The organism is Streptomyces sp. NPDC001536, assembly GCF_042894505.1.
In the GTDB taxonomy this organism is placed as follows: Bacteria; Actinomycetota; Actinomycetes; order Streptomycetales; family Streptomycetaceae; genus Streptomyces.
The window spans coordinates 147,541-160,337 of record NZ_JBIAVQ010000007.1 but is presented as its reverse complement, the minus strand read 5'-3'; the positions used below and the strand labels follow the sequence as shown (position 1 = coordinate 160,337).

7 protein-coding genes are annotated in these 12,797 nt (G+C 73.5%); 5 read left to right on the top strand and 2 right to left on the bottom strand.

Annotation, left to right across the window (positions count from 1 at the left end; all coding sequences use genetic code 11):
• Window positions 1-9: 9 nt before the first annotated feature.
• The 5 genes from ACFY0U_RS20670 to ACFY0U_RS20650 all read left to right on the top strand — a co-directional run bounded on the left by ACFY0U_RS20670 (window position 10) and on the right by ACFY0U_RS20650 (window position 9,406).
• Window positions 10-912 carry a universal stress protein gene (locus ACFY0U_RS20670; protein WP_388637623.1) on the top strand — a complete coding sequence of 301 codons (903 nt, stop codon included), beginning with the start codon at window positions 10-12 and terminating at the stop codon, window positions 910-912.
• 22 nt (window positions 913-934) lie between these two features.
• Entirely contained in the window at window positions 935-1,534 is a 600-nt protein-coding gene (locus tag ACFY0U_RS20665) for a CGNR zinc finger domain-containing protein (RefSeq protein ID WP_388637620.1), read from the top strand.
• 164 nt (window positions 1,535-1,698) lie between these two features.
• Window positions 1,699-4,581 (top strand): ATP-binding protein, encoded by a 2,883-nt coding sequence (locus ACFY0U_RS20660; RefSeq protein ID WP_388637617.1) that lies wholly within the window; start codon window positions 1,699-1,701, stop codon window positions 4,579-4,581.
• 93 nt (window positions 4,582-4,674) lie between these two features.
• Complete coding sequence (locus tag ACFY0U_RS20655; protein ID WP_388637615.1) at window positions 4,675-5,172, top strand: hypothetical protein; 498 nt, start codon at window positions 4,675-4,677, stop codon at window positions 5,170-5,172.
• 373 nt (window positions 5,173-5,545) lie between these two features.
• Complete coding sequence (locus tag ACFY0U_RS20650; RefSeq protein ID WP_388637612.1) at window positions 5,546-9,406, top strand: hypothetical protein; 3,861 nt, start codon at window positions 5,546-5,548, stop codon at window positions 9,404-9,406.
• Here the strand turns inward: ACFY0U_RS20650 and ACFY0U_RS20645 are convergent.
• Together ACFY0U_RS20645 and ACFY0U_RS20640 are read right to left on the bottom strand one after the other, a co-directional pair.
• Complete coding sequence (locus tag ACFY0U_RS20645) at window positions 9,352-11,307, bottom strand: N-acetylmuramoyl-L-alanine amidase (protein WP_388637609.1); 1,956 nt, start codon at window positions 11,305-11,307, stop codon at window positions 9,352-9,354. The genes ACFY0U_RS20650 and ACFY0U_RS20645 overlap by 55 nt on opposite strands.
• Before the next feature lie 275 nt (window positions 11,308-11,582).
• On the bottom strand, window positions 11,583-12,722 hold the full coding sequence (locus ACFY0U_RS20640) for an aminoglycoside phosphotransferase family protein (protein ID WP_388637606.1): 1,140 nt from the start codon (window positions 12,720-12,722) through the stop codon (window positions 11,583-11,585).
• Between the last annotated feature and the right edge of the window lie 75 nt (window positions 12,723-12,797).

Here is a 12,797-nt window from a genome sequence, read left to right as displayed (position 1 = left end):
GAGGAACCCATGAGCAACCTGCCGGTCATCGCGGCGGTCGACGGTTCGGACGACAGTCTGGTCGCACTGGACTGGGCCTTCGAGGCCGCGCTGGCACGCGAGGCGCCCCTGCGGGTGGTGCACGTACACCAGTATCCCGCCTGGGCCGGACCCGACGTCCTGCCGGCCGGCCGGCCCGCGGCGGAGGACGACACGGTCCTCGACCAGGTACGCCGCTATCTGGCGGGACGCGTCGAACGGCCGGTGACGGAGTACGTCGCGCTGGAGGGCACGCCCAGTGCGGCACTGCCGGAACTGGGGTCCACCGCCCAGCTGTTGGTGCTCGGTTCCCGTGGCCGCGGCGGCTTCGCCAGTCTGCTGCTCGGGTCCAACGGCATGGCCGCCGCACGGGACGCGGAGTGCGTGGTCGTCGTCGTACCGAAGCCGGGGCGCGAGGTGGACGAGGGGATGCCGACCGAGCCGGGGCCGCGCGTGGTCGTCGGCCTCCAGGTCGACAGCCCCGACGAGGCGGCGCTCGCCTTCGCCTTCGCCGAGGCCGCCCTGCGCGGCGCCCGTCTCCAGGTCGTCGCCGCCTACCAGTGGCCGCTCCAGAGCTGGGCGATGCCAGGCGAACTCGTGCCGGTGATGATCGACCAGGACGCCGTCGAGGGCGAGACCCGCACGCTCGCCGAGGGCTTCCTCGTGCCGCACCGCAAGCGGCATGCCGATGTGCGGGTCGAACTCTCTGTGGTCCCGGGGGACGCTGCCGGGCATCTCGTCGCCGCGTCCAAGGACGCCGACCTGGTCGTCGTCGGCCGTCACCGGCGCCGGCTGCTGGCGCCCGCCCGCATGATGGGCTCGGTGACCCAGGCGGTCCTGCTCCACGCGGCGAGCCCGGTCGCCGTGGTGCCACCGGAAGCTCCTAATGGATGAGGGTCCCTCTATCGTCAGGGCCATGCAGGACTCGACCAACAGGGACACCCGCCTCGCCCTCGACCTCGCCCTCACCGTCCGCCACGACGGACACGGGGGCGTGGCCGACGACCTGGGCGAGCCTGCCGGGCTCACCGCATGGGTACGGGCCCACCCCGACGTCGTGCCGACCGCCGCCGCGTACACGGCCGGCGACGCGGACCTGACCGCCGTACGGGAGCTGCGCGCCGCCGTCCGGGCCCTGTTCGCCCGTGCCGTACGACCCGGAGAACCGAGCCGGGCCGACGCCGCGCGGCTGATGCCCGTACCGCAAGCCGTCGAACTGCTCAACGCGACGGCCGCTCGCAGGCCCACGATCCCCGTCCTGCACTGGGCCGAGACTTCCGAACCCACCGTGGAGCGCCGCACGCCGCACGCCGAGAGCGACCTCACGGCAGCACTCGCGCAGGCCGCGATCGGCTTCCTCGCCGGCCCGGACCGGGAACGGCTGCGCGCCTGCCACGCGCCGCGCTGTGTGCGGTACTTCATCAAGGAACATCCGCGCCAGGAGTGGTGCAAGCCGGCCTGCGGGAACCGTGCTCGGGTGGCCCGGCATCACGAGCGGCACAAGGGGACCGTCTAGGAGCGCCGGCCGGCGAAGGCGCCCGTGACGCCGCCGCGCGAATTGCACGAGGGTCCACCGACAAGGGCCCGCACCGCCTGCCGGAAGCGTACGCTGAGGTGCCTGGAGGTCACGGTGCGCGCCCGCTCCCCGCGCGGGTCAACCACCGTGGCAGGGGGTGCACCATGGGCCGGCGCAGCACCAGGAGCAGCAGGACGCTGTTCGAGCGTGAGAGTGAACTCGCCGCAGTGGACGAGGCATTGGGCGAGCTCACCGGTCTGCGCGCGGACGGGGCGGAGCCGACCGGACAGCCTCGCGGCGCGCTGCTCGCCTTCGCCGGACGGGCCGGGATCGGCAAGACGACCCTGCTGGCCGAGGTCCGCCGGCGCGCCGCCGCACGGGGCTGCACCGTGCTCTCCGCACGCGGCGGCGACCAGGAGCAGCGCGTCGCCTTCCATGTGGCCCGGCAGCTGCTGCAACCCCAGTTCGCCGGAGCGGCGGAGGCCGATCTCCGTGACCGGCTGGGCAGTTGGTACGACATCGTCGGCCCCGCCCTCGGCCTGTGCGCGCCCACCGACGGCGCCCCGCCCGACCAGCAGGGGCTGCGGGACGGACTGGACTGGGTCCTCACCCATCTCGCCGTGCAGCGCGCCCCGATGGTCCTGGTCCTCGACGACGCCCACTGGGCGGATCCCGAATCCCTGCGCTGGCTGGCCGCGTTCGCCCCGCGAGCCGAGGAACTCCCGCTGCTGCTCGTCGTCGGATACCGGCCCGAGGAACTCCCCGACCACGCCGAGTCGTTCCGCGGACTGCCCGGCCGGGCCGGCGGCCGGCCCATCGACCTGGAGCCGCTCAGCGCGGTCGCCGTCGCCGGTCTCGTCCGCGAAGCACTCGGCACCTACGCCGACGACGCGTTCTGCCGCGAGTGCTGGGCCGTCACCGCCGGCAACCCCTTCGAGACCGTCGAGCTCACGGTCAAAGTACGCGACCGCGGCCTGACCCCCACCGAGGCCGGCGCCCATCTGCTGCGCGACCTCGCCGCCGCGGTCAAGGGCAGCGGACTGATCGCCCGACTCGAACGGCTCGGCACCTCCACCGTCCGCTTCGCCTGGGCCTGCGCCGTCCTCGGCACCGAGATCCACCCCCTGCTGGCCGCCGCCGTCGCGGGCCTCGGCCAGGAGGAGGCCGCGGACGCCGCCGACGCCCTGCGCGGCGCCCGTATCCTCACCGGCGCCGAGACCCTGGAGTTCGTCCACCCGCTCATCGCCACCGCCGTCTACCGGGCCATCCCCTCAGGGGTCCGCGTCGCCCTGCACGGCCAGGCCGCCTGGTGCGTCATCAACGACGGACAGGGCCCCTCCGTCGCCGCCCGCCACCTCCTGGAGACCCACCCCGACGGCGACACCTGGGTCGTCCAGCAACTGCGCGCCGCCGCCGGCGAGACGGTCCGCTCCGGCGCCCCCGACGCCGCCCGCAGCTACCTCGCCCGCGCCCTGCGCGAACCCCCGCCCTTCGAGGACCGGGCCGCCGTCCTGTACGAACTCGGCAGCGCCTCCCTGCTCACCGAACCGGCCACCACGGTGAACCATCTGCGCGCCGCCCTCGAAGAGCCCATCGCCGACCGGGAGTTGCGGCACCACATCGTCTACCGGCTCTCCCAGGTCCTCGCCCACAGCGACCGGCTCGCCGAGGCCTCCGACACCCTCGCCCGGGAGATCCGCGTCACCGAGGACGCCCGCGTCAAGCTGCGCATGGTCGCCGAGCAGTTCATGTGGGACGCCTTCCGCGCCGACGAACCCGACCACCCCTCCCGCTCCCGGCGCCTCACCAAACTCGCCGACCGCCTCAAGGGCCGCGACCTCACCGAGCGGTACATCATCGGCCTGCGCGCCTGGGACGCGACCCTGCGCGGCGAACCCGCCCAGGTCGCCCTCCACCACGCCGAACGCGCCCTCGCCGGCGGCCTCGGCTGGGCCGAACCCGACCGCGGTTTCGAGGTGCCCGTGCTGGTGGCCATGGCCTTCATGTACGCCGACCGCCCCGGCCGTACGGAAGAGCTCTTCGCCGCAGGGATCGCCGACTTCGAACGCCAGGGCTGGCGCGGCGCCCACCTCTCCTTCGGCTACACGCTCCTCGCCTACCTCCGCTTCCGCCGCGGCCGGCTCGCCGAGGCCGAGGACTTCGTGCGCGCGGGACTCAGGCTGGCCGAACGCGTCGGGCCGGGCACCCCCGCCCACTGGTACGCCGTCGGCATCCTCATCGAGGTCCTGCTGGCCCGCGGGCGCGTCACGGAGGCCGCGCGGACCGCGGAGGACTACTCCTTCAACGAACCCTTCCCGGCCGCCGTGGTCTTCCCCGACGTCCAGACCGTCTACGGCGAACTGCTGCTCGCCCGCGGTCTCACCAAGGACGCGGCGGCCGAGCTGGCGGCGGCGGGCCGCCGTCTGGACCCCCGCGGCATCCGCAACCCCGCCTGGTGCCCCTGGCAGCTCCACCTCGCCCGCGCCGAGAGCCACGACGCCCCCGAACGCGCGGTCACCACCGCCCTCGAAGCGGTGGCCCGCGCCCGCCAGTTCGGCACCCCCTCCGCCATCGGCCAGGCCCTGCGCACGGCCGCCGAGGTGTCCTCGGGCTCGGTCCGCGTGAAGTACCTGGAGGAGTCGGTCGCCCACCTGGAGTGCTCACCGGCCGCGTACGAGCTGGCCTGCGCACTGGTCGCCCTGGGCACGGAACTACGGCGCGCGGGGCGCCCCACGGAGGCGGCGGAGCACCTCTACCGGGGCCTGGACGCGGCGGTGCAGTGCGGCGCGGACGGCCTGGTGGAGGCGGCCCGCGACGAACTGGCGGCCGCGGGACTGCGACCGCGCCGCCTGCACAGCACGGACACGGACGCGCTGACGACCCGCGAACGCACGGCAGCCACGATGGCGGCCGAGGGCCGGACCAAGGCGGAGATCGCCAAGGAGCTGACCGTCGACGAGCCGGCGGTCACGCGCCTGCTCTCGGCGGTCTACCGAAAGCTGGGCACGGACAACACCGGACTGGCAGCGGTGGTGAAACCGACGTAGGCCCCCACCCACCCAGGGGCGCGGGGAACTGCCCGACCAGCCCCCACCCACCCGCAGCCGCCCCACTGCCTCCGGGCCCCGTACCATAGGCCCATGTCGTTCCTCCGCCGCCGCAGCGCAACCCCCGCCGGCCCCGACTTCGACGTCCTGGCCATGGACCCGGGCGACTGGCCCGGAAATCTCGGCGCCGGCCTGCTGCCCGCCCCCGACGGCACCTGCCAGGGTGTCTTCCTGCGCTACGACCTGTTCGGCGGCCGCGGGCCCGCGATGATCATCGGCAACCTCCCCGAGGGCTCCCCCGCCCGGGAGCTCGCCGAGGGTGAGGTCCCCTTCGAGGTGGCCCAGCTGCTGATCGCGCTGGAGAACGAGGAGGAGGTGACCGTCGTCGGCGCCGAGGACGTCCCGGTGATGCAGGGCGACAACCTCCTGATCGTGCGGCGCCTGAAGCTCTCCGAGGGCCGGATCTCCTGCGTGCAGTTCGACCGCAGCGACAATGTCCTGGTGACCATCGCCGCGTGGGACCGCCCGATCACCGACGATCTGTACGCCCTCCTGAAGCCGCTGCCGGCGGAGCTCTTCCAGCAGGGCTGATCCAGCTCGCGTTGTCATGACCCCACGGGCCGTCCGGTGTCCACCCGCACCGACGGCCCCACCGCGGCCGAACGTGCCCTGACCGTACGCGGCGGCCTGAACGTCGTGGACTCCGGAGGGCCGAAGCCCCCCGTGCTCGGCCCTCCGGAGCCCGCCCGCGGCACGGTCGTCCCACCCACCACGGCGGCACCCGGGGTTCCCCCGTACCGTCCGCCGCGACGGCCGTCCCGGGGTGCCGTGATCCCAGTTTTCCGGCGCGCGGAGTTGTCCGGCAGCCCCCTTTCGCCACTCCGGACAATTACCGGACAGGACTGTCTCACCGGCTTGCCCCGCCCAGGCCCGGCTCCATAACGTGCGGGACCGAGGGGGTGTCATGGGGCGACGGGAGCGACCGCTTGACCCGACCGAGGGTGCCGTCGCCCGATTCGCCTACGAGCTGCGGAAGTTACGGCAGGAGGCCGGCGGCCTCACCTACCGCGCCATGGCCGCGCGGGCCCACTACTCCACGGCCACGCTCGCCCAGGCCGCGGCCGGCGACCGCCTCCCGTCCCGCCAGGTCACCCTCGCCTACGTCGCCGCCTGCGGAGGCGACCGGGACGAGTGGGAGCGGCGCTGGCACCAGGCGACCGAGGAGGAGACGGCCGACCGGCGGGCCACGGACGACCCGGGCCAGGCTCCGTACCTGGGCCTGGCCCGCTTCGAGGCCGGAGACCACCAGCGGTTCTTCGGCCGCGACCGGCTCGTCGAGCGGCTGGCGGGGACGGTGGGCCGCGAGCCCGTCGTCGTCCTGGTCGGTCCCTCCGGCAGTGGGAAGTCCTCACTCCTGCGCGCCGGGCTCGTCCCCCGGCTCCCGAAGGAGCCCCTGGTCCTTGCCCCCGGCCCGCACCCCGCACGCACCCACGCCGACGCCCTGGCATCGGGCGCGTCCGTCGTCCTGGTCGACCAGTTCGAGGAACTCTTCACCCTCTGCACGGACCCGGACGAACGCGCCCGCTTCCTGGACCTGCTGTTCGACGGCTCCCGGCAACGGGTCGTGATCGCCGTACGCGCCGACTTCTACGGCCACCTGACCCGCCACCCACGCCTCGCCGAAGCCGCCCAGGACGCCACCCTGCTCGTCGCCCCCATGGGCCCCGACGAGCTGCGCGAGACCATCGTCCGGCCCGCCGCCCTCGGCGGCCTGGTCGTGGAACGCACCCTGACCGCACGCCTGTTGGACGACGTGTCCGACGAACCGGGCGCCCTGCCGCTGATGTCCCACGCCCTGCTGGAGACCTGGCGCCGCCGCCGGGGCCGGACCCTGACGGAAGCGGCGTACGAAGCGGCCGGCGGTATCCACGGAGCCATCGCCCACACCGCGGAGGAGCTATACGCCGACCTCACCCCCGCCCAGGCCGTGACCGCCCGCCGCATCCTGCTCCGGCTCGTCACCCCTGGCCAGGGCACCCCGGACACCCGGCGCCCGGCCGACCGCGCCGAACTGGCCGTCGGCGACGAGGCCGTGACCTCCACAGTCGGCGAGGGAGAAGCGGCCAGGGAGGACGCCGGCGGGGGAGAGGCCCGCGTCGAGCACACCGTCGCGGAGGACGCCGACACCGCCCTCGTCCTCGAACGCCTCGCCCGCGCACGGCTGATCACCCTCGACGACGGCACCGTCGACCTGGCCCACGAGGCACTCCTCACCGCCTGGCCCCGGCTGCGCACCTGGATCGACGAGGACCGCGAACGCCTCCGCGCCCAGCGCCACCTCACCGAAGCCGCCCACACCTGGGCCTCGCTCCACCGGGACCCGGACTCCCTGTACCGGGGCGTCCGGCTGGCCGGCGCCGAGGAGCACTTCGCGAGCAGCGCGTCCGAACTCACCTCGCTGGAGCGGGAGTTCCTGGAGCGCAGCACCGGGGCCCGCCACCGCGAGCGACGCCGGACCCGGACCCGGTCCGCCCTCCTGACCGTCCTGGTGGTGCTCAGCCTCGTCGCGGGCCTCGTGGCCTGGCAGCAGAACCGGTCGAGCGAGCAGCGCCACACCGAGGCCGAGGCCCGCCGGATCGCCGGTGTGGCGGAGAGCCTGCGGATGTCCGACCCGGTCACGTCGATGCGCCTGAGCCTCGCCGCATGGCGGGTCGCCGACCTGCCGGAGACCAGGTCCGCGCTGCTCGCGGCCGCCGCCCAGCACGAACAGCACGTCTTCACCGATCCGGACCGCGGCAAGCAGACCATGCGCCGGCTCAGCGCCGACGGACGCACCCTGCTCAGCCTGGGCACGGACGGGGTGACCCGCTGGGACGTCGACGACGACCGCCGCACCGCCCGGCTGCCCGGCCTCGGCGCCACCATGACGCGGGCGGGCTTCCCCCGGACGGACGCGGACTGGCTCCCCGTCTTCGAGGGCACCGAGGTCGCGGTGCACGACCTCGCCACCGGTCGCGCAGCGGCGCCCCTGACCGACGCCGACGGCGGCGTGGAGATGAGCCCGAGCGGCCGCACCCTCGTCGTCTACGACGGGACGCGCATCCAGCTCTGGGACGCCCGGCTCGGACGGAAGCTGCTGGAGATCGAGAACCCCGGGTCCCTCAGCGAGGCCGGCACCCCGTGGGCCCGGCTCATGGCGGTGCGCAAGCAGCTGGAGCGCGAGCGCCGTACGGCGGTGCTGTCCGACGAGGGCATGCCCGACGTGACCCTGAGCCCCGACGACCGCCACCTCGCCCTCTGCGCGCCCGGCCGCCGTCTCCAGCTGTGGGACGTCGGGCGACAGCGCCGGATCAGTGCCCCCTGGCTGCCCGAGGTCTCCGTGGGCACCTGTCTCCAGGAACAGATCACCTTCAGCCCCGACGGCCGGCTGCTGGGCGTCATCGACGCCGGCGGCTTCCGCGCCTGGCGGATCGACACCGGCCGACAGGTCGCCGCCGTGGAGTACAGCGGCCTGAAACTGGCCCAGTTCAGCACGGACGGCACCTTCGTGGCGGCCTCGGACGGCGACGAGCTCCTGGTCTGGCGCCTGACCACCCCCGTCTTCCCGGTCTTCCGCCACCGGCTCTCCGGCGAGGTCGTCAAGGAGATCCGGCTCGACGAGAGCACCCTTCGCTACCTCGGCGGCGCCGAAGGAGTGTGGGGCCCCACCGTGCACACGGTCACCCTGGGCAGATCGACGACTCCCGACTGGAACACCGCCCCCACCTCCGCGGAACGGTTCAGCCCGGACGGCACCACCCTCGCCACGGTCCGACCGGACCCCGACGGCGAGCACCTGCGCTTCCGCCTCCTCGACGCCCGCACGGGCCGCGCCCTCGCTGACCTCGGCCGTATGCCGTGCGAGGTCCCCGCGGGCGAGACACCGGTCATCCACTGCACCGTCACCCTGTCCTTCGACTCGACGGGCAGGACGCTCGCCTACGGGGTGGCGCACTACGTCACCGCCCGGACACCGGAGCGCGTCCGGCTCTACGACATCCAGGACCGCCAGGTCACCACGACCCTGACCCCCGAGGAACTCGGCCCGGCCCCGCTCGCCCACATCGCCTTCGGCCCGGACGACCGCTCCCTGCTGCTCACCGAGGAACCCGTCCCCGACACGGCCGTGACCCGGGTCTGGGACATCCGACGCCGTACGACGACCGCCACCCTGCCCGGCACGTCCGGCGGCACCCTCCTGCACCCCGACGGCGATCTCGTGGCCACCACCGGCGGCGAGGCCTACCGGCTGCCCACCGGCACCCGGCTGCCCTCGACCGGCCTCCCCGGCGGCGGGACCGCCATGGCCTTCAGCCCGGACGGCGAGTACTTCACGGTCGGGGACGGCTCCGGCCGGGTCGAGCTCTGGGACGGCCGGCTCAAAGGCAGACTCGGCGTCCTCGCCGACCCCGACACCACCACCTACCAGTACGTCTCCGCACTCGCCTTCTCCCCGGACGGCCGCACCCTGGCCGTCGTCGGCGACGAGGGCACGCTCCACCTCTGGGACGTCGCCTCCCGACGCCGTATCGGAGCACCGCTGCCCACCCCGGGCGACACCGTCGGAGCGCTGGCCTTCAGCCCCGACGGAACGCTCCTGCACGCGGCGGGAAACCACACTCCCGTGCAGACGTACGCGATCACGGCGGAGGCCGCCGCCGACACCGTCTGCCGACGGGTCCGCGACGGCCTCTCACCCGAGGAGTGGCACCGCCAACTACCGGAAATCCCCTACCGGGAGACCTGCACGTCCACGTCCGCCGCCCGCACGAACGCCACCCGGTGACCGAACTGGATCTCGTAGTAGAGATCCTTGCCGACCACGACCCGGTGCGCGTCCGTGGCGAACGTGACCGCGTAGTAGTACTCACCCGGCACCTTGTCACCGGCCACGTACTTCTGGCCCTTGAGCAGTTTGTACGGCAGCGGCGACACCGACTGCGCGGGCACGCCCGCCGGGTACGCGGAGGCCTCGGGGTACGCGCGCCCGTACACCGGGACGCTCTCCACGCCGGCCTTGGGCGTCACCACCATGCCCTTCGCGCCCACCGCGGTCGGGTCCTTCTCCGGGTTCTCGAACCAGGCCTTCTGGCCCAGGTACCAGATCGCCGTCCAGTCGCCGTCACGTCCGGCGACCGCGTACTGCTGACCGGTGGACACCCGTGAGGAGATGTCGTTCACCCCGGTGCCCGGCACCGTGCCCAGACCGATGTCCTTGATCAGGGGGTAGCTCTCGCCGGGCCCCGAGTACAGCCGCACCTCGCTGGAGCCGTGCGCCGCGCACGGCTCGCCCTTGGTGACGCAGCCCGTGTACTCGGGCCGGTTGGTGGCGTAGTCGGGCCGGATCGTCACCAGACCGGCGTCCTTGCCGCCGGTGGCCTCGAAGGGGTGGCCGAGCAGCTCGAAGTAGTGCCGCCAGTCCCAGTACGGACCGGGGTCGGTGTGCATGCCGCCGACGGTGGCCGTGGTCGGGCCCGGCACATTGTCGTGGCCGATGATGTGCTGCCGGTCCAGGGGGATGCCGTACTTCTCGGCGAGGTACTTCACCAGCCGCGCCGACGAGCGGTACATCGCCTCCGTGTACCAGGCGTCCGGGTTGGCCAGGAAGCCCTCGTGCTCCAGCCCGATCGACTTGGCGTTGACGTACCAGTTGCCCGCGTGCCAGGCCACGTCCTTGGCCTTCACATGCTGGGCGATATGGCCGTCGGTGGAGCGCAGGGTGTACTGCCACGAGACGTACGTGGGGTCCTGGACCAGGTTGAGGACGCCCTCCCAGGCGCCCTCGGTGTCATGGATGACGATGTACTTGATGCTCTGCGCCTTCGGCCGGTCGCCCAGGTCGTGGTTGCCGTAGTCGTTGTCGCCGAACTCCTCGTACGGTGCCGGGATCCACTCGCAGGACACCGACTTCGGGCACTCCGTGTTCGCGGTGTCGAGCGTCCTGAGACCGGCCCGCTTCAGCTCGGAGGTGTCGGCGGCGACGTCCGGCCGGGCCGCCAGGGCGACCAGTTGGCCGGCGTCCGTGGTGCGTTCCGCACCGCTGTGGATCACGTCGTACACGTCGTCGGCGTACGCCGTCGCCGTCGCGGTGTCGTCCGCGCCCGAGAAACGGGCCACCGCGGCGTACCAGTCCGCCGGGTCCTCGCTGAGCGGTTCGCCCAGGTTCTTCTGCGCGTTTGCCAGGAGCGCGGCGCCGCCGGCGATGTTCGCCTCGGGGTCGATCCGCAGTTCCTCGGGGCTCAGTCCGGTCAGTTCCGCCGCCTTCGGCAACGTCGTGAGCCGGGCCGGGAACTTCGTCGGCGCCGGCACCTCGGTCTTGGGCAGCAGGGCCGCCCGGGCGCTGTCGCCGCGCGCGTCCTCCGTGCCCTCGCTGTGGTGCGGGGCCTCGGCGAGTGCGGTCCGGGCGTCGGTGAGGTGCATCGGGCCGTAGCCGCCGGTCACACTCGGCGCCCCGGCGTGCGCGTCCCAGCGGGACTGGAGGTAGGAGACGCCGAGGAGGACGCTCTGCGGGACCTCGTACCGGGCGGCCGCCGAGGCGAACGCCAGCTGGAGGCTGTTCGCCGAGGTCCGGGCGCCGGAGGGGGTCGCGCCGAGCAGGGGCAGCAGCAGGGCCGCGGTGGCGACCGCGCCGACGGCGGCCCGTGTATGTCTGTGCCCGGCGGCACTGGCCGGGTCGGATCCTCGCATTGCAGCCTCCTGGGACGGTCGGTCGCGATGAGCCGTGCGGGGCCGGGCGTGCGTCAGTGGTACCGGCTTGCCGACGATCCGTCAATCATGCCCAGAGGCAGGAGAATTCCCTTGTCAACCGGGGGTCCCGGGAGTTTCGCGGCGGCACCTTCCGGGCCTGCGAGGTGTCAGTGGCTTACACCAATGGGCCGTTTGCGAGGCACCGCGAGAGAGCGGACATACGAAGGTCCGCGGTGCGCCACTGTCCCAGGGCGCACCGCGGACCGACGTCCCCGTCAGCGAGTGCCGACCGCCGCGCGTACGGCCCGTCGGGCCAGCTGGCAGTCGTCGTGCAGCCGCCTCAGCAGTAGGCGCTGCTCCTCGCCGGACGGCGCAGCACCCGGGTGGGCCACTCCCGGTGCCGCCGGGGTCGTGTCGTGCATCGAACGCTGCACGGCCGTCTCATAGGTACGGATCTCACGGGTCAGTACGAGCATCAGATTCACCAGGAACGCGTCGCGCGAGGCCGGGCCCGCCGACTGCGCGATCTGGCTGATCTGACGACGGGCCACCGGTGCGTCCCCGAGCACCGACCACAGCGTCGCCAGGTCGTACCCCGGCAGATACCAGCCCGCGTGCTCCCAGTCCACCAGCACTGGACCGGCCGGTGACAGAAGGATGTTCGAGAGCAGGGCATCACCGTGGCAGAACTGTCCCATGCCGTGCCGACCCGAGGTCGCCGCGATCCCGTGCAGCAGCTTCTGAAGGTCACCCATGTCGCGGTCGGTGAGCAGCCCCAGCTCGTGGTAGCGGGAGATACGGGCCGCGTAGTCCAGCGGGGCGTCGAAGGTGCCCGCCGGCGGCCGCCAGGCGTTCAGCCGGCAGAGCGCGCCGAGTGCCGCCCGGATGTCCGTCCGCGGCGGGGCCTCCGCCGGGTGCCGGTGCAGTGCCGCCACCCGTCCCGGCATCCGCTCGATCACCAGGGTGCAGTTGTCCGGGTCCGCCGCGATCAGCCGGGGCACCCGCACGGGCGGGCGATGCCGGACGAACGAGCGGTATGCCGCTATCTCGTGGCGGATCCGCTCGGCCCACGCGGGGGAGTGGTCCAGTAAACACTTGGCGACGGCCGTGCTGCGCCCGGTCGTCCCCACCAGGAGGACGGAGCGTCCGCTGCGGCGCAGCACCTGGACCGGAGCGAACTCCGGGCAGATCCGGTGCACCGACGCGATCGCCGTACGCAGCTGCGCGCCCTGAGGGCCGGACAAGTCGAGTCTCCCGCTCAGCGGTTGGGTGCCGAGCCCCGGAGCGCGCCGCGTCCTGCCGGCACCGAGCACGGGGGCCGCCGGGCGAGCGGGGTCGAGGTAGGGGCCGCTGCCCGCCGGGCGGGGGTGCAGCGACCGGGGCGGGGCGGACACGGAGGACGATGCTGCGTACATGGGCGAAACAGATCCCTTCGTGTGCCTGCTGTGCATGTCTGCGCAAGTGCGCTCCCCGGCCCGACCGCCCGAGGA

Bases quoted from the DNA above. Each gene is read 5' to 3' on its own strand.
- ACFY0U_RS20670 (WP_388637623.1), top strand. From the start codon at position 10: ATGAGCAACCTGCCGGTCATCGCGGCGGTCGACGGTTCGGACGACAGT.
- ACFY0U_RS20645 (WP_388637609.1), bottom strand. From the start codon at position 11,307: ATGCGAGGATCCGACCCGGCCAGTGCCGCCGGGCACAGACATACACGG.
- ACFY0U_RS20660 (WP_388637617.1), top strand. From the start codon at position 1,699: ATGGGCCGGCGCAGCACCAGGAGCAGCAGGACGCTGTTCGAGCGTGAG.
- ACFY0U_RS20655 (WP_388637615.1), top strand. From the start codon at position 4,675: ATGTCGTTCCTCCGCCGCCGCAGCGCAACCCCCGCCGGCCCCGACTTC.
- ACFY0U_RS20640 (WP_388637606.1), bottom strand. From the start codon at position 12,722: ATGTACGCAGCATCGTCCTCCGTGTCCGCCCCGCCCCGGTCGCTGCAC.
- ACFY0U_RS20665 (WP_388637620.1), top strand. From the start codon at position 935: ATGCAGGACTCGACCAACAGGGACACCCGCCTCGCCCTCGACCTCGCC.
- ACFY0U_RS20650 (WP_388637612.1), top strand. From the start codon at position 5,546: ATGGGGCGACGGGAGCGACCGCTTGACCCGACCGAGGGTGCCGTCGCC.